This is a genomic window from Actinoalloteichus caeruleus, from assembly GCF_049311605.1.
GTDB lineage: Bacteria > Actinomycetota > Actinomycetes > Mycobacteriales > Pseudonocardiaceae > Actinoalloteichus_B > Actinoalloteichus_B caeruleus.
In genome coordinates, this window is sequence record NZ_CP186005.1 from 5,586,543 (window position 1) to 5,610,550 (window position 24,008).

The window sequence follows — 24,008 nt, forward strand, 5'->3', positions numbered from 1 at the left end:
CGAGGGGACGGTGCATTCCAGTGAACGACTCCGAGCGGGGGCCGGGGGGACACCCCGGTGGACCCAGCACGGGTGACGGCGCCCGAGGGGCGGCCCAGTTCACCCATGCGTTCGGGGGGTCCTCGGGCGCCCGGCCGCCCAGGCGCGGCGACCAGGGCGTCGAGGAGACCCTGCGGGAGATGTGGCGGACCCGACCGGCTCGACCGGTGGACAACCGCAAGATCGCGGGTGTCGCCTCGGGGATCGCCCGCCGCTACCAGATCGACCCGATCCTGGCCCGGGTCGGGTTCGTCGTGCTCGCCACGATAGGTGGGGCTGGCCTGATCCTCTACCTCCTGGGTTGGCTCATGCTCGCGCAGGAGGGTGACGAGTCCGCCCCCGCGGAGGCGCTGGTCGGCCGTGGCTCCACCAGTACCTCCCCCGGTATGCCGATCGCCCTGGGCGCGCTGATCGTGATCAGCGTGATCATCATGCTCAACAACAGCACGCTGACCCTCTTCACCGGGCTCGTCCTGGGGGGCGGCGCGCTGTTCCTGCTCCACCGCCAGCGCCCGTTGGACGAACGCCAGCCGGCCACCACCCTCGGCGTCGCCGCCACCGACCCGGGCTGGCGTTCCTGGTCCGCGACGAGCGCGAGCCCGGCGGGTGCGGCCACGGCGGACACCTCGACGCCGGCCACCCCCGCCGAGACCACCGCGGTCTACGAACCGGGTGCGCCGTCGACCTCCGGTCCGGACCCGGTCCCCGGCTCGGGCGCCGCCCACGACGGCCCCCCCGAGTGGGACCCGTTGGGCGTCGCTCCGTTCGCCTGGGACCTCCCGGATCCCGGCACTGGTCTCGTCGACCGTGAGGAGGAACCGCCCGCCGAACCAACCAGGCGGTCCAAGGTCACCCCGATCACCCTGGCCGTCGCGCTGGTCGTCCTGGCCATCGCCCTGCTGGACGGCACCCGTGTCGGCCTGGGCTGGTTGGAGATCCCCGCCCTCGTGCTCGGTGTCCTCGGCATCGGCATGATCATCGGTGCCTTCGTCCGGGGCGGGCGGGGGCTGTTCTGGGTGGCTGGGCCGCTCGCCGCGATCACGCTGCTGCTCAGCGCCGTCGCCCCGCCGACCGGCTGGCAGGGCATCGGGAGCCACGTCTGGACGGTCTCCGACGTCAGCCAGCTCCGCGACGAGTACCAGGTGTCGGCCGGTCAGCTCCACCTCGACCTGTCCGAGCTCACGATCCCCGAGGGGGAGACGGCCAGCGCGAGGGTCGAGGTCGGTGTCGTCGGGAAGTCCCTGGTCGTCCTGCCCCCGGACCTGCCCGTCGACGTCACCTGCAGCGTCAACCTCGGCGACAACTCCTGCCTTGGCACCGAGTCCAGCGGCAGTGACCTGGTCGAGCGAGTGGACAGCGTCGGCCAGGCCGACGAACTGGAGTCCGGCGTCCTCGAGCTCGAGGTCCACGTCGGCATGGGAGCCGTGGAGGTCGTGCGATGAGCGGGAACGGGAAGAACGCCCGGCGGCGGGGAGTGGATCTGGGCACGCTGCTCGCCGGCCTGGCGACGCTGGGGGTGGCGGGCTACGTGGCCGACGGCGCCGCCGGGTACCTGGGAGCCAACGACCTGCGCGTGGGCCTGGCGGCGGTGGCGGTGTTCATCGGGGTCCTGATCCTGGCGCTGTCGCTGCGTTCCCGGCGCGGACGGGGCTGACCGGCAGCGCGCCGCAGGACACCCCGTGATGGTGCCGTTACCGTGTGGGCGTGAGCAACACGGATTCGTTCCCCGACCCCGAGTCGCCGGCCGTGACCCCCACTCCCCGGGGGTGCTGGCTCGCCGGGGAGGAGGAACCGGGGCGGGCGGGCGTCGAGGTGGTGTCGCACCCCTACGACGGCAGTGAGGTCGCGACGGTCTCGATCCCGGACGGCGCGCAACTGCGGACGGCGGTCACCCAGGCCGCCGCGGCCCACGACCGGTCGCACGCCTTCGGCCCGGGTGAGCGGGCCGCGGTGCTGGATCGGGTCGCCCGGCGACTGGTCTCCGAGGCCGAGGACATCGCCGAGACCATCACCGCCGAGAGCGGCAAGCCGTTGACCTGGTCCAGGGCCGAGGTGGAACACGCCGTCGCCGTGCTGCGGGCCGGGTCGGCCGCCAGCGCCGCCGCCACCTACGGAACGCCGGGGGCCGGGTCCCGGTGGCACGGCAGCGGCGAGGTGGTGGTCCGCCGACGGCTCGCCGCCGGCCCGGCGCTCGGGCTGGTGTCCTCGGACGATCCGCTGCTGAGTTCGGTCACCTGGGTGACGGCGGCGGTCGTCGTGGGAGCACCGGTCCTGCTCGCTCCCCCTCCGGCGACACCGCTGTCCGCCCTGCTGGTCGGTGAGCTGTTCGCCTCCACCGAACTCCCGAGGGGTGAGCTGTCCGTACTCCCCCTCGAACCGGCCCGGCTCCCCGAACTCGGATGGGACGAGCACGTGCGCGTCCTGGCGCCCCCGGTCCCCGACGGGGGAGGTTCCCCGCGTCTCGGCCCGGCCCGCCCCGACGGCCCGGGGGACACCGCGGTGCTGGTGGCGGCGGACTGGTCGTCCCCGTCCGACCTCGACGTGGTGGCCAGGCTCGTGGTGGACGGCGCGATGGCCCAGGCCGGTAGGTCCGCCGCGTCGGTCCGACGGGTGGTCGTGCCCGCAGCCACCGCCGAGGACCTCGTGAGCCGCATTCTGACCACGACCCGAGCACTCACCACGGGCAGTCCTCATGATCCAGCCGTGGAGGTGGGCCCGCTCGGCGACGAGCTGGCGGCCCGGGCCGCCCTGCGCTGGGTCGAACGCGCCGTGTCGGCGGGAGCCGTGCTGCGGGCCGGCGGTCACCGTGACGGCAGCGTCCTCGAACCCACCGTCCTCACCTCCGTGCCAGCCGATGCCGCCGCGTGGACCGAGCCAGCCCCGCTCGGCCCGGTGTTGCTGGTCACCGAGACCACCGACGACACGGCCGCCACGCGTGCCGTGGCCAGCTCCGCTGCCGGTCGGCTGGCGGTGTTCACCCGCCGGCTCGGTCCGGCCCTCACCGCGCTCACGCGGGGGCCGGCGGCGGAGGTCGTGGTCGGTGGGCTTCCGTCCGTGTGGCCACTCGCCGCCTTCGACGCCGCGGCGGCGGCGGCGCGGGCCGCGCTGGACGCCGCGGTCGAGGCCCTCACCGTGGAACGCCGCCTGGTCCTCCGGGGCGGGGCCGGTGGGTGGCTCGGCTGACCACCGCACCGGGTCCCCACCCGGTCAGCGACGAACGGTCAGACCGACCTTCTGGAACTCCTTGAGGTCGGAGTAGCCGGTCTTCGCCATCGCGCGGCGGAGCGCACCGAAGAGGTTCACGGTCCCGTAGGGCTCCGAGGACGGCCCGAACAGCAGGGTCTCCAGATCGTGCGGCGGGTTCAGCGACGGGTAGAGGTCGCTCCGGGGCAGCGACGGGTGCGCGCCCGCCGCCGTCCAGTAGTAGCCCTGCGCCGGGGACTCGGAGGCGGTGGCCAAGGACTCACCCAGCACGACGGCGTCCGCACCGCAGGCGATGGCCTTGGCGATGTCACCCGAGGTGCGGATGCCGCCGTCGGCGAGCACGTGCACGTACCGGCCGCCGGTCTCGTCCAGGTAGTCCCGCCGAGCCGAGGCGGCGTCCGCGATGGCGGTGGCCATCGGAACCCCGATGCCCAGCGTCTGGGTGGTGGTGGTCGCGGAGGAGTCGCCGAACCCGACGATCACCCCAGCCGCGCCCGTGCGCATCAGGTGCATCGCCGTGCGGTAGTCGCCGACGCCGCCCGCGATCACCGGGACGTCGAGGTCGCCGATGAACCGCTTCAGGTTCAACGGCTCGCCGTCCCGCTCCACGTGCTCGGCGGAGATGATGGTGCCCTGCACCACCAGGATCTCGACGCCGGCGGCGAGCAGGTCCGGGGTCAGCTCCTCGGCGTGCTGCGGGCTCACCCTGGCAGCGACAGTCACGCCCGACTCGCGCATCTGCTTGATCGCGGCGGAGAGCAGGTCGACCCGCACCGGGGCCGCGTGCAGTTCCTGGAGCAGCGACACCGCTGAGCTGGCGTCCTCGGCCTCCTCCGCCGCGGTCACCAGCCGGAAGATCGCGTCCTCCACGTCCGCGTGCCTGGCCCACAGGCCCTCCGCGTTCAGCACCGCGAGACCGCCGAGCTCACCGATCCGCACCGCGGTCGCCGGGGACACCACGGCGTCGGTCGGATGGGTCATGAGCGGGATGTCGAAGCGGTACGCGTCGATCTGCCAGGACAGCGACACGTCCTTCGACGACCTGGTCCGCCGTGAGGGGACGATCTCGACGTCGTCGAGGTCGTAGGCGCGCATGGCGGTGCGCCCCCTGCCTATCTCCACCTGATCCCGCACGTCAACTCCCTACACCATCCTCCGTACCGGACCCTACATTGTGGTTCGGCCGGTTCCGGCGTCCAACAGTGGGTCGTCGGTCGCCGGGCTCGGGCGGTCGCGGGGGGCGGGTGGGGCGCGTCGGAACCGGGCCCGACGCGCCCCAGCGCCGTCAGCGCGTCGTGTAGTTGGGGGCTTCCACCGTCATCGTGATGTCGTGCGGGTGGCTCTCCTTGAGCCCGGCGGCGGTGATGCGCACCAGGGAGGCGTCGTTCAGCTCGGCGATCGTGTTGGACCCCGTGTAGCCCATCGCCGCCCGCAGGCCGCCCACCAGCTGGTGGACCACCTGGGCCAGGGGGCCCCGGAACGGGACGCGACCCTCGATGCCCTCCGGGACGAGCTTGTCGTCCGAGAGGACGTCGTCCTGGAAGTACCGGTCCTTGGAGAAGGACCGGGCCTGTCCCCGGCTCTCCATGGCGGCGAGCGAACCCATGCCCCGGTAGGTCTTGAACTGCTTGCCGTTCACCAGGATGAGGTCACCGGGGGATTCGGCCGTGCCGCTCAGGAGACTTCCGAGCATGACCGTGCTGGCGCCCGCGGCGATGGCCTTCGCGATGTCGCCGGAGTACTGGATGCCCCCGTCGCCGATCACCGGGACGCCCGCGGGGCGACACGCCAGGTTGGCCTCGTAGATGGCCGTGATCTGGGGGACACCGACTCCGGCCACGACCCGGGTGGTGCAGATCGACCCGGGCCCGACCCCCACCTTGACGCCGTCGGCGCCGGCGTCGACCAGGGCCTGGGCCCCCGCCCTCGTGGCCACGTTGCCGCCGACCACGTCGACGGCGTCACCGAGTTCCTTCTTCAGGGCGGTGACCGTCTCCACCACGGCCCTGGCGTGCCCGTGCGCGGTGTCGACCATGATCACGTCCACCCCGGCGTCGACCAGGGCCATCGCCCGTTCCCGGGCGTCCGGTCCGACCCCGACGGCGGCACCGCAGAGCAGGCGCCCGTCCGGGTCCTTGGTCGCGTTGGGGTACTGCTCGGTCTTGACGAAGTCCTTCACCGTGATCAGGCCACGCAGCCGACCCGCGCCGTCCACGATCGGGAGCTTCTCGACCTTGTGGCGGCGCAGCAGCCCGAGGGCGGCCTCGGCGGTCACCCCGACCTCGGCGGTCACCAACGGCGCCTTCGTCATCACCTCGCGCACCTGGCGGGTGTGGTCGACCTCGAACCGCATGTCCCGGTTCGTGATGACGCCCACCAGGGTCCCGTCGGGATCGGTAACCGGGACACCGGAGATCCGGAACCGGGCGCACAGCGCGTCGACCTCGGCCAGCGTGTCGAGCGGCGAGCAGGTCACCGGGTCGGTGACCATGCCGGCCTCTGACCGCTTCACGACCTCGACCTGAGCTGCCTGCTCCTCGACCGCGAGGTTGCGGTGGAGCACCCCGATGCCGCCCTGCCTGGCCATCGCGATGGCCATCCGCGCCTCCGTCACGGTGTCCATCGCCGAGGAGGCGAGGGGAACCCGGAGCCGGACGTTCCTGGAGAGCTGGGCGGCGGTGTCCACGCCGCTGGGGATGACCTCGGATTCCGCCGGCAGGAGCAGCACGTCGTCGAAGGTCAGGCCGAGCATGGCGAATTTCGCCGGGACTCCCTGGTCGTCGCCCGGAAGCCCGACGGAGCCCCGGGTCGCAATCGAGTCACTGGTCATAACTGGTGCGATGCCTTCCTGGAGCACTGGCGCGGTGCGGTGTCGATCGGAGAACCGCAAGCCACGCCCGAGTTCGGTACCGCGACGGCGCCGGGCGGAACACGGGCCTGGTAGAGCGGTGCCGTCCATGGTATCCACGCCGAACACGGCGGTGCGCGCGGTACTGTGCGGCACGTGTCGCATGATGCTTTGCCGCCAGACCCGTTCGCCGGCGACCCGGAGGACCCGGCTCGCGCGCTGAGCGATCCGACCGACGAACCCGCCCGTCCGCTGGACGAGCACGAGAGCGCCGAGATCCTCGCCGATCTCGCTGACCTCGCCGTCTACCAGGACCTCCTCGAACCCCGTGGGGTTCGGGGGATCGTGGTGGACTGCGGCGACTGCGCCGAGCCCCACTTCCACGACTGGGAGCTGCTGCGGTCCAGCCTCGGGCAGCTGCTGTCCGACGGGCGGATGCGGCCGCACGAGCCCGCGTTCGACCCGGACCCCACGAACTACGTGACCTGGGAGTACTGCCGGGGGTACGCGGACGGCATGGCGGCGCGCGAGGAGCACTCGGGTACGCCGCACGTCCCCGGTCACTGAGTCGGGTCCCGGCCCCGGGGCGCGAGGCTCCTCCCCGTCAGCCCTCCGGCCGGACCCGCGCCCGGCTGGTCCGGTGCCGGTCGGCTGTCGACCCTCGCGGTCCGCGTGCCCGGGGCCGGTGGTTCGCCACCCGCCCCGGGCACACCAGTGGCCAGTGCCATCGGGTGACACTGGCCACTGGGGAGCGGTCTCAGGAGGTGGCGTCCTCCGGAGAGGCACCGGGGACGATCGAGATCCTGTTGCCCACGCTCGGGCTCTCCTCGTCGCTGCGGGAACCGTCCGGGGCGCTGCTGTCCGTCGGGTCCGGGTCGCTGGCGTCCGGCGGTGAGGACGGAGGCGTCGTCGGTGACGGGTCGGACGGTTCCGGGGCGCTGGGAGTGGTGGTCTCCGGCGTCGTCGTGACGACCGACACCGGCGGCTCTTCCTCCGACGCCGACTCCTCGCTGGATTCGGCGATGTGGGGCGGCGGCTCGTTCCCGCTGGTGTCCCCGCTGCCGGTGGGAGGTCCCCCGTCGCCGTCGTCCGGGTCGTTGAGCTCGCCGAGCAGGCGCTCGTGGAGGGCGAGCAGCGTCGCCTTGTCCTCGCCGGCGCCAATCCCGTCGAAGGACAGCCGCGCCTGTTCCAGCGCCTCCTTCGCCTGCGAGAACTCGCCGGCCCGCAGCGCCGCCTGAGCGAGGTCGAGGTGGCTGCGCGCCGTCGTGGCCGCTTCCACCGACGCGGCCTGCTCCGAGTACAGCACCCTGGTCAGACCCCAGAGCGTGTCGCCGGGACGGGCGTCCCTCGCGGCGACGCCCACCCCGGTGAAGGCGATGGCCAACACCGCGGCCGCGGTGGCCAGTGGCACCAGCATGGGTCGTCGGCGGCGCGTCCCGAGTGAGGTCGGCCACTCGGCCACGGCGGTCTCGATGCTCTCCCGAGAGGTCTCGGGGAGCGGATCGGTGTCGAGGTCCTGGCGCCACGCCATCAGGAGCGCACCCAGCTCCCGCTCGGCGATCGGCTGCCCCGCGACTTCGGTCTCCCCGCGGTTCAACGCGTCGATCAGCGCGTCGTCGTCCTGAACCGCGGCCAGGTCGATGTGCTCCGCACCCTCGTTGATGGACTCCTTCGGGGGCTGGGCGTCGTCCGGGGACCGACGTTGGCGCTCGGCCTCGTCATCACCCTGACCGTCCAGTTCACCCACTTCAGACCACCTCCTCAGTGGCGAGTGTCTTCCTCAGCCGAGCCAGCGCGCGGTGCTGGGCGACCCGAACCGCGCCGGGGGTGGAGTCGACCGCTTCGGCCGTCTCCTCCGCCGACAGGCCGACCACCACCCGCAGCAGGAGGATCTCCCGCTGCTTGGCTGGCAGGACCCGGAGCAGCTGCCCCATCCGCTCGGACAGCTCGTCCTGCATGGCGCGCTGCTCGGGACCCGCCTCACGTTCCGGTGCGTCTGGAACTTCGGAGACGGGCTCCGACTTGTTACGCGCGGCGGAACGGTGGGCGTCGGCGACCTTGTGCGCGGCGATCCCGTACACGAAGGCAAGGAACGGCCGCCCCTGGTCCCGGTAGTTGGGCAAGGCCGTCAGCACGGCGAGACACACCTCCTGAGCCACGTCGTCAGCGGAGGCGAAGGAGCGCTCCTGCCTGCCAACCCTGGCGCGGCAGTACCGCACCACCAGGGGACGAATGGTCGCCAACAGGCGATCGATCGCCTGGCGATCGCCGCGGACGGCGTCGCCGACGACGGCTTCCAGCCCGTCCCCCAAGTTAGTCATCGCAGAAAACAGCCCTGGCGTTACGGTAGGCGAACGTGAATGTCGACAGTGAGTAACCCACGACTCAGCGCGCCGATCGTGTCCACCGTACCGGGGACACTCGTTCGGACCGTGTGCTGGTCGTGATCACCACTCGACTCCTCTTCCCACGTGCAGGTGAGCTCGAACGTCGTAGTGGGCGCCCGGCGTGGGCGGGCCACCAAACCAGCAGTATGGCAAAACTCCGTGACGAGCGGATCAACTGGTGCTTCTCCGAGGCCCCTACCAGGCCATCCGTGAAGAACCTCACACCCGGGCGGAGCAGCGGGACACGCCCGGGGAGCGGGCGCCCCGCCACTGGGCGGCGGCACGCGGGGAGGGGTGCGGGGGCGCCCGCGACGCTCGACCGAGCCGCCGGGAGGACGGGCTCCGGGAACACACCAACGGCGGTGCCGCGTCAGGCGCGAACTCTGCTGGACTGCCGGGGATGGGCATCCTCGTGACACGGCGACCGGGCCGCCGAACCTCGTTCCGGTGTCGCGCCGGAACCCGGGATGCCCCTTTCCACGCGGACGGCTCACGCGGTGGCGCCGGGCATGTCGCTGCCCGGCGCGCCGCCGTCCGCTTTCCGGTGGGGTGCCACCGGTCAGGACACCAGGCCGCGCCGGAATCCGTGCGCGACCGCCTGTGCCCTGTCCCGCACACCCAGCTTGCGGAACAACCGCCGGGCGTGCGTCTTCACGGTGTCCTCCGAGAGGTACAGCTCGCGTCCGATCTGCCCGTTGCTCTTGCCCTGGCTCATCCCCCTGAGCACCTGGAGCTCCCGCTCGGTCAGCTGCACTCCGGGGTCGGAGGGCTGACGAGGAGCGGGAACGGCGGTGCTGGCGAGGGTGTGGGCCAGCGCGGCGACCAGTTCGGGTCGGGAGGCGTCCCACCGGAGGTAACCGCGGGCCCCGCCAGCGATGGCGGCCGCGATGCTGCCGGCGTCGTCCGGGGCACCGAAGACGATGACGTTCGCCTGGGGATGGGCGGCCATCAACCTCCTGGTCGCCTCCACCCCTGTCGGGACCGCGCGCTGGGTGCCGACCAGTACCACGTCGACAGCCTGCCGCGAGAACCGAGCGAGCAGCTCGTCCCCGTGAGCAACGCAGTCGATCCGGCTCACACCGGGGACAGCCGACATCACGCGAGTGAGCCCTTCCCGGACGCTGCGCCGGTCATCGCAGATCAAGACCGTCGTCACGGGAACTCCTTCCTGCAGCCGAGTGACGTTCCACATCCCCTATCGGACGCCGAGCGCCAAACCTTGACCCGATCCGGTACTTAATCCGTCAAGAAATTGCTCCTAACAGTCTGCCCATCCGTTCACCGGATTGGACGAACGTCAGGCTACCTAGTCACACTGACGACGCAGAGGGCGTAAAGCAAGCGTCTTTGCGTGAACAAAGGCCGCCACGGATCTCCCAGTCGGGTGGCGACGATGTCGTAACCGGGTTTTTCGAGTGAAGCCCCCGAGCCCGTCCGAGTGCCTCGACGCGGCGGAGGAGCCGGCGCCGCGCACCGCTCCTCCCCCAACCGCGCGCTGCCCTCAGGAGCCGCCCACCACCCGCTCGACGGCGTCCACCGTCTCCTGGACGCCGCTCACCAACCGGACCCGGGGCGGCAGTGAGGACTCCTCCCACCCCGCGCCACCCGCGAACAGCCGCACCGGCTGCCGGGTCCTCGGCACCGCCGTGAAGAGCTCGGGATCCCCGCAACGGGGCATGGTCGCCCAGACCACCGCCACGGCTGGCGCGGTGCGGCGCACCGCCGCGACCAGCCCGTCCAGCGGCAGGTCCGCGCCGAGGAGCTGGGTCCCGATCCGTCGGGAGGAGAGTTCGGCCGTGATGAGGAAGAGGGGCAGGGCGTCCGGCTCACCCGGCGCTCCCGCCAGCAGCACCGCCCTGGGGTTCCGGGGGGGCTGCGCCCGGGCGATGACCGTGCTCACGGTGCTGATGACACAGGTGGAGAGCAACCGCGACGCCTCGATCCCCTCCCCGGTGTGCTCCCGACGCTCCTGGAGCGCCGCGAGGACCGGCGCCGCGACCTCACGCCACGTCGTGAGCACACCGTCCGACTCGATCCCCTCCAGCAGGAGGCGGTTGACCGACCACAGGTCCATCGCCAGGACCGCCCGTCCCAGCCCTCGTGCCCGCCGCGAGGCACCCGGGAGCCGGAGGCCCTTGCCGCCGACCCTGACCCTTTCGGCGAACTCCGGCACCACGACCTGCCCGGACACCAGCATCGCGCCGGGTCCCGCGCGGTGGTCGGTGGGCGGGGCCGGCGCGGACCGCCGGCTCACGGTGGCGGCCCGGGAGCCTCCGCCAGACCCGGCGGGATCCTCCCGCGCGTCGCGACCGGCGTCCGCCGCGGCCTGGATCGGCAGCGCCGAGGCCAGTGCGTACCGGGCCGCCTCCCGGGGGGAGGCCCCACGCAGCAGGGCGTGCTGCATCAGTTCGAGCCGGGCCAGGTCGAGCGGGCCGTAGCGGCGGTGACGGCCGGCGGTGTGACCGCTCGGGCCCAGCCCGTAGCGGCGGTCCCAGGTCCGCAGGGTCGCCGGTGCCACGCCGAGCCGGCGGGCGACGGCGGCGACCGTCAACAACGGTTCCGGGCTCCTGCTGTCGGCCAGGGTGTCGACCTCACCGACCGGGTCGACCTGGCCGTGATCGCAGTCGTCACCGTCACCAGGGGCTGGCTGCGTCGTCACCGGGCCAACGTCCGTTCACGTGATCTCGATTTCGACCGCCCGCGCGGCCGGTCGTCTGGGTGTCGGAACAAGGATAGCGCCCATAAGTGTGAACAACTTATGGAGCGAATGTCTTGAACAACCATTGAAGCGGTTTTAGCGTAGGTCCCTACACACGGGGGTGTGGGACCGCCGTCGCGGGCGGCGGCCACCAACAGCGGGGAGGCGAGGTCACTATGGCCGATACTCGGCGACTTCCGGGGCCGAACGCGGATCTGTGGGACTGGCAGCTCAAGGGGTCCTGCCGCGGGATGGACAGCGCGTTCTTCTTCCACCCCGACGGGGAGCGGGGGCCGGCACGGGCCAGGCGGGAAGCGCGCGCGAAGGAGGTGTGCCAGAGCTGCCCGGTGATGCAACAGTGCCGGGCGCACGCGTTGGCGGTCCAGGAGCCGTACGGGATCTGGGGAGGGCTCTCGGAGGCGGAACGGATCGCCATCATCAAGGCGAGCAAGCGGCAGCTCGCCGCCGTGGGCGGCTGACGGGGAGGCATCGGACGCTCACGGTGGAAGGGGCGGCGCCCGAGTTGGGCGCCGCCCCTTCACGTTTCACCCGAACGGGTGGTTCGACCGGAGGTCAGTGGCCGTGACCGTGGCCCGCGGCGCCCGCGGGCTCCTCCTCCTTCTTCTCCACGACGGCGCTCTCGGTGGTGAGCACCATCCTGGCGATGGAGGCGGCGTTGGACACGGCGGACCGGGTCACCTTGACCGGGTCCACGACACCGGCGTCCAGCAGGTCGCGGTACTCCAGCGTGCCAGCGTCGAACCCGTTGCCCCACTCCAGCTCGGACACCTTGGCCACGACGACCGGCCCCTCGAGACCGGCGTTGGCCACGATCCAGTGCAGCGGCGCCGACAGCGCGCGACGAACCGCGCGGACGCCGGTCGCCTCGTCACCGGTCAGGCCGAGGTCACCCTCCAGCTGGTTGCCGGCGTGCACCAGGCTGGCGCCGCCACCGGGGATGACGCCCTCCTCGACGGCCGCCCTGGTGGAGGCGACCGCGTCCTCGATGCGGTGCTTGCGCTCCTTCATCTCGGTCTCGGTGGCCGCCCCGACCTTGATGACCGCGACACCGCCGGACAGCTTGGCCAGCCGCTCCTGCAGCTTCTCCCGGTCCCAGTCGGAGTCGGTGGCGTCGATCTCCCGCCGGATCTGCTCCGCGCGGGCGTCGATGTCGGCCTTGCCGCCACCGCCGTCGACGATCGTGGTGTCGTCCTTGGTCACCGTGACCCGGCGGACCTTGCCCAGGACGTCCAGCCCGGACTCGGACAGCTTCAGGCCGAGCTCGGGCGCGATGACCTTCGCGCCGGTGACGACGGCGAGGTCGTCGAGGAACGCCTTGCGCCGGTCCCCGAAGTACGGCGCCTTCACCGCGACGACCTTGACGGTCTTGCGGATGGCGTTGACGGTCAGCGTGGAGAGCGCCTCACCCTCGACGTCCTCGGCGATGACCAGCAGCGGCTTGCCCGCCTGGACGACCTTCTCCAGCAAGGGCAGGAAGTCGTTGAGCGCGGAGATCTTGTCCCGGTGCAGCAGGACGAGCGCGTCCTCCAGCACGGCCTCCTGCCGCTCCGCGTCGGTGACGAAGTGCGGCGAGACGAAGCCCTTGTCGAACTGGACGCCCTCGGTGACCTCCAGCCACGTGGAGAGCGTGGAGGCCTCCTCGACCGTGATCACGCCGTCCTCGCCGACCCGCTCGATGGCCTCGCCGCACAGCGCGCCGATCGTCTCGTCGCGGGAGGACACGGTGCCCACCTGGGCGATGTTGTCGCGGCCCTTGACCGGGGTGGCCTTGGTCCTGAGGACCTCGACCACGGCGTCGGCCGCGGCCTGGATGCCCCGCCCGAGGGCTGACGGGTTGGCACCGGCGGCGAGGTTGCGCAACCCCTCCTTGACCAGGGCCTGGGCCAGCACGGTCGCGGTGGTGGTTCCGTCACCCGCGACGTCGTTGGTCTTGGTGGCGACGTTCTTGGCCAGCTGGGCGCCGAGGTTCTCGTAGGGATCCTCCAGCTCGATCTCCCTGGCGATCGTCACACCGTCGTTGGTGACGACCGGGGACCCGAACTTCTTGTCGAGGACCACGTGCCGGCCGCGCGGGCCGAGGGTCACCTTGACGGCGTCGGCGAGCTGGTTGACGCCGCGCTCCAGCGCGCCCCTGGCGTGCTGGTCGAACTTGATCTCTTTGGCCATCGTGGCCTCTTCTCCAAGGTTCTTGACGGGAGCGGGGATCCGGCGGGAACCCCCGGAAGACGCGAAACCGCCCCGGCGCCCCCAGTGGTCCTGGGCCGCCGGGGCGGTGAGGTATCGCCGGTGAACCGGTTTGTCAGTTCACCACGGCCAGCACATCGCGCGCGGAGAGGATCAGGTACTCCTCGCCGTTGTACTTGACCTCGGTACCGCCGTACTTGGAGTAGATGACGACGTCGCCGACAGCCACATCCACGGGGATGCGGTTGCCCTTGTCGTCCACCCGGCCCGGGCCGACGGCCAGAACCTTGCCCTCCTGGGGCTTCTCCTTGGCGGTGTCCGGGATAACGATGCCGGACGCCGTCGTCGTCTCGGCTTCGCTTGCCTGGACGAGGATCTTGTCCTCGAGCGGCTTGACGTTCACGCTCGCCACGGTGTGACCTCCACCTTCTGGGGCCTTCGAAGCGTTGGCAGATTCCGACGGCTCCTGCCGTCCCGTCGTCGCGGGTGCCGGGTGAGGCGGGTGCCGTTTACTCTTGGCACTCTAGCGTTGAGAGTGCTAATTCTCAAGTTCGGGGTGCCCCGAGGGCCCGGAAAACCCGTCCGCCAGGAGCGAAACCGTCAGCTGGTGGCCGACCGGGCGGTACGGCCCCCGTCGCGGCGACGACCGTCATTCCACCACGACCGTCCCCACCGGCAGCGCCGGATCCGCCCCGAAACCCGGGGCTGACGGCGGCGCCCCGGCGGCGACCAGGTGCGCTCCGAGCGCCGCGATCATCGCCCCGTTGTCCGTGCACAGCCGAGGTGGGGGCACCCGGAGCCGGATGCCGGCGCGCGCGCACCGCTCGGCGGCCAACTCGCCGAGCCGGGAGTTGGCGGCGACCCCACCCGAGACCACCAAGGTGTCCACGCCCAGCTCCGCCGCGGCGCGAACGGCCTTGGCCGTGAGCACGTCGGCGACGGCCTCCTGGAAGGACGCGGCGACCGACGCCACGTCGACCGGCTCGCCGGCGGCCCGCCGCCCCTCCACCCACCGGGCCACCGCCGTCTTGAGCCCCGAGAAGGAGAAGTCGTGCCGGCTGTCCCTCGGCCCGGTCAACCCGCGGGGGAAGGCGATCGAGTCCCGCGCGGCCGCACCGGCCGCCCTGGCCAACCGGTCGATGGGTGGGCCGCCCGGGTAGGGGAGGTCGAGCAACCTGGCGACCTTGTCGTACGCCTCGCCGGCGGCGTCGTCGATGGTGGAACCGATCTCACGGACCGAACTCGCCACGTCCTCCACGAGCAGGAGCTGGGTGTGCCCACCGGAGACCAGCAGCGCCAGGCACGGCTTGGGCAGCGGGCCGTGCTCCAGGGCGTCCACCGCCACGTGACCGGCCAGGTGGTTCACCCCGTAGAGCGGCTTGTCCGCCGCGGCCGCGTAGGCCTTGGCCGCCGCCACCCCGACCATCAACGCCCCGGCGAGCCCCGGGCCCGCGGTGACGGCGATCGCGTCCACGTCGCGGAGCCGGCAGCCCGCGTCGACCAGCGCGCGCCGCACCGTGGGGGTCAGCGCCTCCAGGTGGGCCCTGCTCGCGATCTCCGGCACCACACCGCCGAACCTCGCGTGCTGTTCGACGCTGGACGCGACCACGTCGGCCACCAACCGGACCCGCCCGTCGCCGAACACCTCGACGAGGCCGGCTCCGGTCTCGTCGCAGGAGGTCTCGATCCCGAGCACGAGGGCGGAGGCCTCCGCACTGGCTCCGGTCACCGTGGTTCCCCTTCGTCTCGCTCTGGTCCGCCGGTCGGCGCCGCCACCTCGGCGGGTCCCCGCCGCATCGTGTAGGCGTCCGCTCCCGACGGCTGGTAGTAGCGCCGGCGCAGACCGACCCGCACGAAGCCGTGCCGTTCGTACAGCCGGATCGCCGAGTCGTTGTCGGTGCGCACCTCCAGGAAGGTGGGCGCGCGCAGGCTGTCGGCGTGGGCCAGCAGGGACCGCAGCAGCGCGGTTCCCACACCCCTCCCCTGCCAGGCGGGGTCGACGGCGATGGTGTGCACCTCCGCCTCGAGGTCGGGGGAGCGCCCCAGCACCGCGAGCCCGCCGTAACCGACCAGCGGCCCCTCGATGTCCACCGGCCGCCAGGGACCGGCGGTCCGACCCGCCTTCCCCGCGTCGGCCGGTTCCTGCGGCGCAGCGTACGCGCCGACGTACCGGTGGCCGGCGGCCATCTCGGCCAGGAACGCCCGCTCGCTCCAGGGGTCGTCCCCCGGGAACAACTCCCGCTCGAGCTCGGCGCACCGGCCGGCGTCGATCCGGCGAAGCCGCCTGATCGCCACCGTCATGGCGTGCTCACCCGCTTCGGGGACCGTGGTTCGGCCGCGTCCGGCTGCCGGAGGTAGCGAGGGACGAGCGGGGCGGGCGGCCGCCCGGCGCGCAACTCCGCCGAGGCGGCGGCGACCAGACCGTCGGGCGTGGGGAACGCCGTGCCGAGCAGGGGAAGGCCGAGCTGGTCCGCGAGTTCCGCCATGCCCTCGCCCCGGGCGTCCCCCGGAGGTCTGAGGTTCCCGACGAGGTGCGTCGGACGGGTCGCCGAGGGCATGGCCACGAGCTGTTCTCGCAGCTCGTCGGGCCGGGCGACACCGGGCCCCTCGACGCGGGCGCCGTCCGAGGTGTGCGCGCTCCAGTACACCTCCCGCCGTCGGGCATCGGAGACCACCAGGAACGGACCAGGGCTCACCACGCCGGCCGCGACGCCGTCCAACGTGCCCACCGGGTGGACCGGCCTGCCGAGCGCGTGTCCCAGGGCCGCCGCGGTGACCATGCCGACCCTCAGCCCGGTGAAGGGCCCCGGGCCGACGCCGCAGACGAGGGCGTCCACCTCCCCGAACTCCACGCCCGCCGCCGTGGCGGCCGCGCGGAGTCTCGGGGTCAGCAACTCGGCGTGGGACCGGGCGGCGAAGACCGGCTCGTCGGCGAGCACGCGGGGCGGCCCGGCGTCCTCGAGTTCGACGACGCCGGAGACGATGGCCGGAGTGGCGGTGTCGATGGCCAGTAGCAGCACGTCCCCGAGCCTACGAGCCGCCGAACGGGCGCGGCCGCCCCGCCCCGCCCACCGAACCTGGGCGGCGGTGAGGAGCAGCGGTGCCGGCGGGTTCTGGTACCCGGCACCGAGCGGTAGCGCACGGTTTCCGCGTACCCCGAGGTGTTTCCCACACCCATGAAATCTGCTTGAGTGGGCATAGAACAGATAACCAACCACGACTGGGGAGGCCACATGACAGGTGGCGGCACGACCGGCCGGACCATGCTCGCTGCGTTACCGCCCGTGCTGGGCGCGGTCCCGGGAATCGCTTTACTGCTGAGTTCCTGGAACGAGCTGCCCGAGGAACTGGCCACCCGGTTCGGAACGGATGGCGTCACCAACTCGATGAGCCGTCCCTCCATGTTGCTGATGATGGTCGGAATGGGGCTGCTGATGGCGATCAGCTTCGGCAGCGTGGTCGCGAAGCCCTTCGGCCGCAGGAAGAAGTCGGGGCTCGGAACCAGGCAAGCGAACAGCCCTCGCTTCACCATCGCCCTTTCCTGGGCGCTCGGCGGGTTGTTCGGGATGGTCTACCCGGTAGTGCTGCGAGCCAACCTCGACGCGGCTGGCTCATCGACGGCGTCACTCCCACCGACCGAGCTGGCACTGTGCGTAGGCGTGGGCCTCGTCGGTGGGCTGCTCGGCTGGTTCCTCGGCCGGGGTGCCCGCCGCTGAACCGAGCTGGTGCTGGGGCTCCGGTCGAGCGGCGTCTCGCCACCCCGCGGGATCGGCCTGTTCCGAGGCCAGTGGCGGGGGGGCGCCGACTCGACGGACCGTCCACCGGTCCGTCCCACTCGTTCGAGTGAAGTGCTCAGGATCGAGTTTCCCCGACCGCGCCGGACGACCCTCCTCGGTCAGCGGGCCACCGGCGGCGGGAGCAGCACGGCTCCGTGTCGTCCACCCTGGCGGTCCCGCTCCCCCTGGGCGGACCCCGGCTCCCACACCGGGCTCAGCGGGCTGCGGCCGGTGATCTCCGGCCGAGCCAGCACCCCTCGGCCCTACCGGCGCGAACTCCCTCGAACCCGGCTTCGCACGGACCCGGCGGAGCGGGACGCCAGGGTCGGCCCTGTCGTTTCGGCCCCGTCGTGACGCCCCCGGGGTCAGGGCGCGTCGGGCGTGGTCCGCCCTGGCACCCCGACGCCGTGCGCCACGGTGATCTCCGCGAGCCGCCCCAGGGATTCGGTGCCGGGGACGAAGTAGCCGTCGTGGCCGCTGGCGGTCCCCGTCGGGATGAGGCGGGCACCGAAGGACGGCTCGGTGGGGTCGGTGCCGTGACCGAGCCCTCCGAGGGAGAGGCCCGCCACCCAGCCGATCCAGTCGTCGTCCGCGCGCGTGGCCCAGACCTGGTTCGCCCCGGACAGCTCGGCGGCGGTCTCGGCGCGGAGACCGGGCGACCCGACCGCCACCAACGAGCCGACGTCGAGGTCGCCGCGCCGCGCGGCCAGCGAGCACACCACGCTTCCGTAGCTGTGGCAGACGAGGTGCGCGGTCGGCGGGGTGCCCGCGTCACGCCCCAGGGTGGCGAGGCCGGCGAGCAACCGCTCCAGGCGGACCGCGCCCGCCTCGGCGAGCGTGGCGGTGGCCGCGTCGAGCCCCAGTCCGCGCGGGCTGACGTAGCCGCTCCACGCGATGACGGCCGTCCTGACCTCCGGGTGCCGGGCGCGCTGCTCGGTGAACAGCGCCTCGCCCGCGCGGGCGGCGGACCGCGTCGGGGCCGTCGGCTGGTCGAAGCCGTCGAGGTCGCTGTCGTTGCCGGGAACGAGCACCGTGACCGAGTCCGCGTCCTCCACATCACCGAACACCTCGGCGACCAGGCCCCGCCCTCGGGGGTCGAAGACGAGGAACCGCCGGTCGCCGGCCAGCAGGTCGCGGTAGACCTCGGCGCGGTCGGCCGCCTCGCGTCGCCGCTCCCCGATCAGCTCGCCGTCGGAGGCCCGGGCCTCGACCTCGGAGAGGGCCTGCCGCAGCGCCCGTTCGTTGGCGTCCAGGCGCACGTCGACGGGCACGCCGTCGAGGTTGCCGACCACACCGGGGTGCTCACGCGCCAACCGATCGGTCTCGTCGCCGTCGAGGCGCGCGAAGAACTCCGACACCTCGGAGGGGGTGCCCGCACCCGGCGCTGGTGTCCTGTCGCCGGCCTCGGTGCGCTCGGCCGCCCACTCCACGGTCCCCGGCGGGGGAGCTACCAGGTCCCCGGTAGGGGTGGCGTCGAGCGCGGAGCTCGACCCCACCGCGGCGGCGGCCACCACCACCGTGCCGAACAACGAACGCAGCCGCCCCATCACCAGTTCTCCCGCCGCCGAAGCCGTTCTCGATCTGACGGGGGGAGTGTGCGAACGAGGTGGGTGCGCGGTCGTCACTCCGGAGTCGCCACCTCCGCGTCACACCGGGGAGGGGGATCGCGTCCTCGAGTGCCCCCTGGGGACGAGGTCGGGTGGGGTCCCGTCCGCGACGGGAGTGCCCTCGGGCCGGGGCCGCGGGCGTGCCCACGTGCCGACTGCTGGTACCCGACCGGGCCGGCGGAGCACGTCCGCCACACCGAGGAACGACCGGGAGTCGAGGCGCACCGCGCACGGGGGACCGCTGGCCCGTGCGGCGGGCCGGGACCGTCGACCCTGGGCTAGTCGTGCCCTCCGGCCGTCACCAGGCCGCTCTCGTAGGCGAAGACCACGGCCTGCGCCCGGTCCCGCAGGTCGAGTTTGGCGAGGACACGGCCGAAGTGGCTCTTCACGGTCTGCTCCGCCACGACCAGGTGCGCCGCGATCTCCTGGTTGGACAGCCCCCGCGCGACCAGTCGCAGCACCTCCGTCTCCCGTTCGGTCAGCGCGGCGAGCCTGCTCGACGCCCGGGAGACGACGGGACGCCGGCGGGCGAACTCGGCGATCAGTCGGCGGGTGACCGTGGGGGCCAACAACGCGTCTCCCCCGGCGACGACCCGGACGGCGGCGATCAGGTCACTGGCCGGAGCGTCCTTGAGGATGAAACCGCTGGCTCCAGCCCGGAGGGCGTCGTACACGTAGTCGTCGACGTCGAAGGTGGTCAGCATCAGCACCCGGGGCTGGTGCCCGGCCCGGGCGACCCGAACCGGGTCCAGCATGGTGCGAGCGGCCGCCAGGCCGTCCATCACGGGCATCCGGACGTCCATCAGCACCAGGTCCGGGCGAAGCCTGCCGACGAGTGCCACCGCCTCCGCGCCGTCGGAGGCCTCCCCCACCACCTCGACGTCGGGTTGGGCCGCCAGCAACGCGGCGAAACCGGCCCGCACCATGGCCTGGTCGTCGACGATCACGAGTCGCGTGGTCATCCGCGTTCGTCTCCTCCGTCCGGGACGCTTCCTCCCACGGGCAGGCGGGCCACCACCCGGAACCCGCCGCCGGGCAGCGGTCCGGCCTCCAGGTCGCCTCCCAGCGCGTCCACCCGTTGCCGCATGCCCGTCATACCGTGCCCGGTACCGACCCGCTCCAGGGGCGGGCGCCCCGAAGCGCGCGGTGCCTCGTTCGTCACCTCCACGGCCACCCGACCGGACGCGTACGCCAGGTCCACCGTCGTCGCCGCTCCTGGCGCGTGCCGCACCACGTTGCTCAGCGCCTCCTGCACGATCCGGTAGCAGGCCAACTGCACCGTCCCGGGCAGCTCTCGGACCACCTCGTCGGGAAGCGGCCGCAGGGTGACCGGGACACCGCTGCCCCTGGTGAGGTCCGCCAGTTCGGGGAGGGAGTCCAGCGCGGGTTGCGGGGCACGTGCGGACGACCCCGAGTCGGAACGGAGCACTCCGAGGAGCTGGCGCATCTCGGCGAGCGACCGGCGTGCCGAGGCGGCGATGGAGGCGAACTCCTCGGTGGCCGCGTCGGGGAGGTCCGCGATCCGGTAGGGAGCGGTTTCCGCCTGCACCGTCACCACCGACATGTGGTGCGCCACCACGTCGTGCATCTCCCTGGCGATCCGCGCTCGCTCCTCCAGCACGGTGCGGCGGGCCCGTTCCTCCTCGGCCAGCCGCTGGTGCTCCCGCAGTCGTCGGCGGAGGTCACGGCGCAACGACCAGACGACGCCGACCACCAACAGCACCACGAAGATGACCACCAGCGGAACGAGCGCATCGGGTTGGCGTTCGTCGGGAACGAGCCACGAGATCGCCGCGACGGCGAGCGGCTCCGCCAGCGCGGCGAGGAGCAGCGTCCACCACCGGCAACAGCCCACGAGCACCAGCAGGACCCCGAGGTGGGCTATCAGACCGGCCGCCGGCCACGGCCACGGTTCGCCGCCCGGTGTGGAGACCAGGGCGATCGCCGTTCCGGCCGCCAGGGAGATCGCCCAGGCCGCGACCGGCTGGACCAGGCTCAGCACCAGGGGCAGGGTCTGGAAGGTCTGGAGGGCGACGGCGAGACCGCCGCCGACGGCGTAGTTCTCGGCGAGCTGGATGGCCCCGCTGGGCAGGGTGATCAGGAGGAGGACCAGCAGGGCGAGCCCGACCGTCGCCAGCCGCCAGCCGTGCAGCAGGGCGACCGGGCTGTTCCGGTGCACGGGGAAGCGGAGGTGCGGCTGCTGGCGGTCCGGGGCGGGCGGGGGTGGCACCCGGCCACGCTATGCCGGGCGCCGCCCGGGGCGCATCACCTCGGGGTCCGAGTCGCCCCTCACCCCCTGGTACGACCTCCGGCCCGGCGGCGGCTGGTCGCGGGGGCGGTCGCCGGGACGTGCGGGGGCTTCGGCCCACGCCGGCTCGTCGCCCGGCTCGCGTCCGTGCGCCGCGTGGCGCGGGTGACCGGCGGGCGGTCCCCGACCCGGCCGAGGACAGGGCCACACCCCCTCGTCTCGACGACGGCCGCCTCGCCGGCGCCCGGTCGACTCCGGCCCGCTCCCTCCGCCGAGGTCACCACCGCCCCCGGCCGGGCGGTGTCCCTCCTCGCTCGACGGCGGGTTCCCGGCACCCCAGCCCGGTCGAGCACGGCGCACACGATCACCAGGCGGGCGGGCCGGGAGCGGGCGGGCCGTCCCGTCACCCGTGGCTCGCCGCCTCCCACTCCTGGTCACCGATCTCGGCGCGCAGGTGCTCCAGGGACGCCTCGACCTCGCGCCGGGCGCCCGCGACGTCCACGCCCACCAGCTCGCCCCGGTGCTTGACCACCCGGCCGTTGACCACCACGGTGTCCACGTCGGCACGCCCGGCCTGGAAGACGAGGTGCCCGACGGGGTTGCTGAGCGGGCTCATGACGGTGGTGTCGGTCCGCAGCAGCACGAGGTCGGCCAGCTTGCCCGGGGTGATCGAGCCGATCTCGGCCTCCATCCCGAGCGCCCGGGCACCCCCCATCGTCGCCCACTCCAGCACCTCGGCGGAACGCAGGGCGTTCGACTGGAGCACCTCGCCGCGCTCGTGGGCGCGGAGGTGCGCCAGGCCGCGGTCCGCGTTGAGGGTGGCGCGCATGGCGGAGAACATGTCCCCGCTCCACCAGACCACCGTGTCCATCGACAGGGACATCCGGACACCGAACTCCCGGGCGCGGTGGCTCGGCGGGTAGCCCTGTCCCGCGTTCAGCTCGCTCTCGGCCGCGATGCTCAGGAAGGCTCCGGCGTCGGCGAGCCGCCGGTACCCGTCCTCGCCGTAGGCGCCACCGTGCACGAGGGTGATGTCCGGGGAGAGGAAGCCGTTGTCGGCGAGGAAGGTGATGGTCTCGTCGGCCGCGTAACCGACGATCCCGCCGTGCGAGGTCCACTGGAGGCCCCGGTCCCTGGCGAAGCGCAGGGCGGGGAGCAGTTCCTCGTCCGGGGGCACGATGTCGTAGGCGATCTGCGGGGTGACCAACTGGTCCCTGCTGGGGAACCTGCTGTCCAGCAGGCGGTCGACCTCGCCGCCGTGGATCCAGCCCGCCGAGTCGGCGAAGGCGTTGCCGATGCCGAACCTGGCGCGGGCGGGCACGGCGAGCAGTCCGTCCACGGCGGCGTCGGCGTGCTCGGGGGTCCGCAGGTTGTGGGACCAGTCCAGGACGGTCGTCACCCCCGCGTCGAGTGCCTCGACCATGCCCATCCGGTTGCCAGCCGCGAGGTCCTCCGGCCGGTAGGCGAGCCCCCAGCGGCCGAACATCCGCTCCATGTACTCGGCGAGGGTCCACTCCACCCCCACCCCCCGCAACGCCGTCTGCCACACGTGCCGGTGGGTGTCGACGAACCCCGGGGTGAGCAGCCCGCCGCCGGTCTCGACGACGGCGGTGCCCGGTGGCGTGGGCAGCGCGTGGCCCACCGCCTCGATCCTCGTCCCCACGACCAGCACGTCCGCGTCGGCCAGCACACCGAGTTCGTCGTCCATCGTGACCACGGTGGCGCCGCGGAGGACGATCGGGCGGCCCGGGCGGAACCGTTCGGCCGCCGGAGGTTCGACGGCGTGCGCGGTGGCGGCCCCGCCCACCACGGCCGCGCCCGTCGCCACGCCCGCCACGCCCGCCGCGGCGGCCGCGCCTCCGAGCAGCGACCTCCTGCTGACCTGGTTCGAGCGCCGGCCATCCCGCTGGTCCCGCATGCGTCCGCCTCTCCTCGTCCTGGTGCGCGGCCGCGCGCCCACGCGGCCGGCGGTGGCTCGTGGTGGTGATCGTGATCCGAACCTAGGAGCCGCCGAGATGACATGTCAACTGACCTGGACGCCGCTGCCTAGGATGCGGTGATGTCGAACGAGGAGTGGTTGGACGAGCGGGAGCAACGGGCCTGGCGGGGCTTCTACACGATGCAGCGACACCTCCGCCGACGGCTCAACCAGCGCCTCCAGCGGCATTCCGGCCTCTCCGAGGCCGACTACGCCGTGCTGGTGGCCCTGTCCGAGGCGCCGGGAGGTCGGCTGCGGGCCTTCCAGCTCGCGACGGTCACCCAGTGGGAGAAGAGCCGGTTGCACCACCAGCTCGGGCGGATGGTGGACCGGGGCCTGGTCGTGCGAGAGCCCTGCCCCGAACACCCCAGGGGCTCCGTGGTCGCTCTCAGCGAAGCCGGCAGGGACGCCATCGTGTCGGCGGCGCCGCTGCACGTGGCCGACGTGCGACGGCACTTCGTCGACCTGCTGACTCCCGCGCAGCTCGACGCCGTGGCCGAGATCTCCGAAACCGTCCTCGCCGTGCTGGACGGGGCGCCCGACGAGGGCGCCGACCCCCTGCCCGCCACCGAGCGGGGGTGAGGTCGAGGTCCGGGCCGCCCCGCGAGCGGAACGCCGGACGGCCGGCTCGGCGGTCCCGCCGCCCGCGCCCCCGGGACCCGCGCCCAGTGCTCCGGTCGATCGTGGGCGTGGGTGCTCGACGGCGGCGCACCCGCCCCTGGGTGACTCCTGCGACCGGTCGTCAGCCCGCACCGGAGGCAGATGCGCCCATCGCACCGCCCCTGCGCACGCGGAGGTCGATTCCGGCGGTCAGAACGCCGTCCCCGAGCCCCCGGCACCGCCGCCCGAGTTGGACGTCCTCGGCGCGTGCCACCGGCCAGCCCCCGCCGGCCCGGCGCGTCGCACGCACCCCATCCGGACCTCGACGGCCCGGGGCGCCCCCACGGCCCGGGCTTCACGACGACCCCGAGGACGCCAGGGCAGCCCGAGACGACAACCGCCGGCAGGGCGGAGCCGC

Annotated in this window: 22 protein-coding genes; 7 read left to right on the forward strand and 15 right to left on the reverse strand. The window is 73.0% G+C overall.

Going from position 1 to position 24,008, the window contains the following annotated elements; genetic code table 11:
- Nucleotides 1–20 precede the first annotated feature (20 nt).
- The 3 genes from ACOJVX_RS22960 to ACOJVX_RS22970 are packed head-to-tail and all read left to right on the forward strand — an operon-like array spanning nucleotide 21 to nucleotide 3,222.
- The gene (locus ACOJVX_RS22960; protein WP_103055994.1) at nucleotides 21–1,481 is read left to right on the forward strand and encodes a PspC domain-containing protein; all 1,461 of its coding nucleotides are present in this window, start codon (nucleotides 21–23) and stop codon (nucleotides 1,479–1,481) included.
- Complete coding sequence (locus ACOJVX_RS22965; protein ID WP_026419468.1) at nucleotides 1,478–1,693, forward strand: hypothetical protein; 216 nt, start codon at nucleotides 1,478–1,480, stop codon at nucleotides 1,691–1,693. Before ACOJVX_RS22960 ends, ACOJVX_RS22965 begins: the two co-directional genes overlap by 4 nt.
- A 50-nt stretch (nucleotides 1,694–1,743) precedes the next feature.
- Nucleotides 1,744–3,222, forward strand: a complete 1,479-nt coding sequence (locus ACOJVX_RS22970) for an aldehyde dehydrogenase family protein (RefSeq protein ID WP_418152953.1) — start codon at nucleotides 1,744–1,746, stop codon at nucleotides 3,220–3,222.
- A 24-nt stretch (nucleotides 3,223–3,246) separates the two neighbouring features.
- Here the strand turns inward: ACOJVX_RS22970 and ACOJVX_RS22975 are convergent, their stop codons facing one another.
- Nucleotides 3,247–4,377, reverse strand: a complete 1,131-nt coding sequence (locus ACOJVX_RS22975; RefSeq protein ID WP_026419469.1) for a GuaB3 family IMP dehydrogenase-related protein — start codon at nucleotides 4,375–4,377, stop codon at nucleotides 3,247–3,249.
- A gap of 151 nt (nucleotides 4,378–4,528) precedes the next feature.
- A complete protein-coding gene (gene guaB / locus ACOJVX_RS22980; protein WP_030104435.1) occupies nucleotides 4,529–6,073 on the reverse strand; it encodes an IMP dehydrogenase in 1,545 nt (514 codons plus the stop codon).
- 174 nt (nucleotides 6,074–6,247) lie between these two features.
- Between guaB and ACOJVX_RS22985 the strand changes: the two genes are divergently transcribed.
- Complete coding sequence (locus tag ACOJVX_RS22985; protein WP_103057047.1) at nucleotides 6,248–6,658, forward strand: DUF5319 domain-containing protein; 411 nt, start codon at nucleotides 6,248–6,250, stop codon at nucleotides 6,656–6,658.
- A 190-nt stretch (nucleotides 6,659–6,848) separates the two neighbouring features.
- Here the strand turns inward: ACOJVX_RS22985 and ACOJVX_RS22990 are convergent, their stop codons facing one another.
- The 4 genes from ACOJVX_RS22990 to ACOJVX_RS23005 all read right to left on the reverse strand — a co-directional run bounded on the left by ACOJVX_RS22990 (nucleotide 6,849) and on the right by ACOJVX_RS23005 (nucleotide 11,029).
- Nucleotides 6,849–7,838: an anti-sigma-D factor RsdA gene (locus ACOJVX_RS22990; protein ID WP_051712979.1), complete on the reverse strand. Its 990-nt coding sequence runs from the start codon at nucleotides 7,836–7,838 to the stop codon at nucleotides 6,849–6,851.
- Between the two features lies 1 nt (nucleotide 7,839).
- The gene (locus ACOJVX_RS22995) at nucleotides 7,840–8,412 is read right to left on the reverse strand and encodes a sigma-70 family RNA polymerase sigma factor (protein ID WP_026419471.1); all 573 of its coding nucleotides are present in this window, start codon (nucleotides 8,410–8,412) and stop codon (nucleotides 7,840–7,842) included.
- A 625-nt stretch (nucleotides 8,413–9,037) separates the two neighbouring features.
- Nucleotides 9,038–9,634 carry a response regulator transcription factor gene (locus tag ACOJVX_RS23000; protein WP_026419472.1) on the reverse strand — a complete coding sequence of 199 codons (597 nt, stop codon included), beginning with the start codon at nucleotides 9,632–9,634 and terminating at the stop codon, nucleotides 9,038–9,040.
- A 345-nt stretch (nucleotides 9,635–9,979) separates the two neighbouring features.
- Nucleotides 9,980–11,029 carry a MerR family transcriptional regulator gene (locus ACOJVX_RS23005; protein ID WP_026419473.1) on the reverse strand — a complete coding sequence of 350 codons (1,050 nt, stop codon included), beginning with the start codon at nucleotides 11,027–11,029 and terminating at the stop codon, nucleotides 9,980–9,982.
- A gap of 323 nt (nucleotides 11,030–11,352) precedes the next feature.
- Here ACOJVX_RS23005 and ACOJVX_RS23010 point away from each other — a divergent pair, with 323 nt between their 5' ends.
- Complete coding sequence (locus ACOJVX_RS23010; RefSeq protein ID WP_026065652.1) at nucleotides 11,353–11,655, forward strand: WhiB family transcriptional regulator; 303 nt, start codon at nucleotides 11,353–11,355, stop codon at nucleotides 11,653–11,655.
- Between the two features lie 94 nt (nucleotides 11,656–11,749).
- On the opposite strand, the gene groL is transcribed toward ACOJVX_RS23010, so the two are convergent.
- From groL to tsaB, 5 genes are all read right to left on the reverse strand, one after another.
- Nucleotides 11,750–13,363: a chaperonin GroEL gene (gene groL, locus ACOJVX_RS23015; protein WP_026419474.1), complete on the reverse strand. Its 1,614-nt coding sequence runs from the start codon at nucleotides 13,361–13,363 to the stop codon at nucleotides 11,750–11,752.
- 133 nt (nucleotides 13,364–13,496) lie between these two features.
- Nucleotides 13,497–13,793, reverse strand: a complete 297-nt coding sequence (gene groES, locus ACOJVX_RS23020) for a co-chaperone GroES (protein ID WP_016700712.1) — start codon at nucleotides 13,791–13,793, stop codon at nucleotides 13,497–13,499.
- Nucleotides 13,794–14,030: 237 nt separating this feature from the next.
- Nucleotides 14,031–15,110: a tRNA (adenosine(37)-N6)-threonylcarbamoyltransferase complex transferase subunit TsaD gene (gene tsaD / locus ACOJVX_RS23025; protein WP_026419475.1), complete on the reverse strand. Its 1,080-nt coding sequence runs from the start codon at nucleotides 15,108–15,110 to the stop codon at nucleotides 14,031–14,033.
- On the reverse strand, nucleotides 15,107–15,682 hold the full coding sequence (rimI, locus tag ACOJVX_RS23030) for a ribosomal protein S18-alanine N-acetyltransferase (protein ID WP_422647088.1): 576 nt from the start codon (nucleotides 15,680–15,682) through the stop codon (nucleotides 15,107–15,109). The genes tsaD and rimI overlap by 4 nt, the downstream gene beginning before the upstream one ends.
- Nucleotides 15,679–16,401: a tRNA (adenosine(37)-N6)-threonylcarbamoyltransferase complex dimerization subunit type 1 TsaB gene (gene tsaB / locus ACOJVX_RS23035; RefSeq protein ID WP_418152965.1), complete on the reverse strand. Its 723-nt coding sequence runs from the start codon at nucleotides 16,399–16,401 to the stop codon at nucleotides 15,679–15,681. Before tsaB ends, rimI begins: the two co-directional genes overlap by 4 nt.
- Nucleotides 16,402–16,614: 213 nt before the next feature.
- Here tsaB and ACOJVX_RS23040 point away from each other — a divergent pair, with 213 nt between their 5' ends.
- Nucleotides 16,615–17,097: a hypothetical protein gene (locus tag ACOJVX_RS23040; RefSeq protein ID WP_103055990.1), complete on the forward strand. Its 483-nt coding sequence runs from the start codon at nucleotides 16,615–16,617 to the stop codon at nucleotides 17,095–17,097.
- 425 nt (nucleotides 17,098–17,522) lie between these two features.
- Here the strand turns inward: ACOJVX_RS23040 and ACOJVX_RS23045 are convergent, their stop codons facing one another.
- From ACOJVX_RS23045 to ACOJVX_RS23060, 4 genes are all read right to left on the reverse strand, one after another.
- Nucleotides 17,523–18,704: an alpha/beta hydrolase gene (locus tag ACOJVX_RS23045; RefSeq protein WP_051314122.1), complete on the reverse strand. Its 1,182-nt coding sequence runs from the start codon at nucleotides 18,702–18,704 to the stop codon at nucleotides 17,523–17,525.
- A 338-nt stretch (nucleotides 18,705–19,042) separates the two neighbouring features.
- Complete coding sequence (locus tag ACOJVX_RS23050) at nucleotides 19,043–19,726, reverse strand: response regulator (protein ID WP_026419478.1); 684 nt, start codon at nucleotides 19,724–19,726, stop codon at nucleotides 19,043–19,045.
- Nucleotides 19,723–20,994, reverse strand: coding sequence for a sensor histidine kinase (locus tag ACOJVX_RS23055; protein WP_422647089.1), 1,272 nt, complete (start codon nucleotides 20,992–20,994; stop codon nucleotides 19,723–19,725). Before ACOJVX_RS23055 ends, ACOJVX_RS23050 begins: the two co-directional genes overlap by 4 nt.
- Nucleotides 20,995–21,415: 421 nt before the next feature.
- Nucleotides 21,416–22,930 (reverse strand): amidohydrolase family protein, encoded by a 1,515-nt coding sequence (locus ACOJVX_RS23060; RefSeq protein WP_103055987.1) that lies wholly within the window; start codon nucleotides 22,928–22,930, stop codon nucleotides 21,416–21,418.
- 141 nt (nucleotides 22,931–23,071) lie between these two features.
- On the opposite strand from ACOJVX_RS23060, the gene ACOJVX_RS23065 reads away from it, so the two are divergent.
- Nucleotides 23,072–23,572: a MarR family winged helix-turn-helix transcriptional regulator gene (locus ACOJVX_RS23065; protein WP_035292498.1), complete on the forward strand. Its 501-nt coding sequence runs from the start codon at nucleotides 23,072–23,074 to the stop codon at nucleotides 23,570–23,572.
- The last annotated feature ends 436 nt before the right edge of the window (nucleotides 23,573–24,008 follow it).

Bases quoted from the DNA above. Each gene is read 5' to 3' on its own strand.
- ACOJVX_RS22995 (WP_026419471.1), bottom strand. From the start codon at position 8,412: ATGACTAACTTGGGGGACGGGCTGGAAGCCGTCGTCGGCGACGCCGTC.
- ACOJVX_RS23060 (WP_103055987.1), bottom strand. From the start codon at position 22,930: ATGCGGGACCAGCGGGATGGCCGGCGCTCGAACCAGGTCAGCAGGAGG.
- rimI (WP_422647088.1), bottom strand. From the start codon at position 15,682: ATGACGGTGGCGATCAGGCGGCTTCGCCGGATCGACGCCGGCCGGTGC.
- ACOJVX_RS23050 (WP_026419478.1), bottom strand. From the start codon at position 19,726: ATGACCACGCGACTCGTGATCGTCGACGACCAGGCCATGGTGCGGGCC.
- guaB (WP_030104435.1), bottom strand. From the start codon at position 6,073: ATGACCAGTGACTCGATTGCGACCCGGGGCTCCGTCGGGCTTCCGGGC.
- groL (WP_026419474.1), bottom strand. From the start codon at position 13,363: ATGGCCAAAGAGATCAAGTTCGACCAGCACGCCAGGGGCGCGCTGGAG.
- ACOJVX_RS23010 (WP_026065652.1), top strand. From the start codon at position 11,353: ATGGCCGATACTCGGCGACTTCCGGGGCCGAACGCGGATCTGTGGGAC.
- ACOJVX_RS23065 (WP_035292498.1), top strand. From the start codon at position 23,072: ATGTCGAACGAGGAGTGGTTGGACGAGCGGGAGCAACGGGCCTGGCGG.
- ACOJVX_RS23040 (WP_103055990.1), top strand. From the start codon at position 16,615: ATGACAGGTGGCGGCACGACCGGCCGGACCATGCTCGCTGCGTTACCG.
- ACOJVX_RS23045 (WP_051314122.1), bottom strand. From the start codon at position 18,704: ATGGGGCGGCTGCGTTCGTTGTTCGGCACGGTGGTGGTGGCCGCCGCC.
- ACOJVX_RS22965 (WP_026419468.1), top strand. From the start codon at position 1,478: ATGAGCGGGAACGGGAAGAACGCCCGGCGGCGGGGAGTGGATCTGGGC.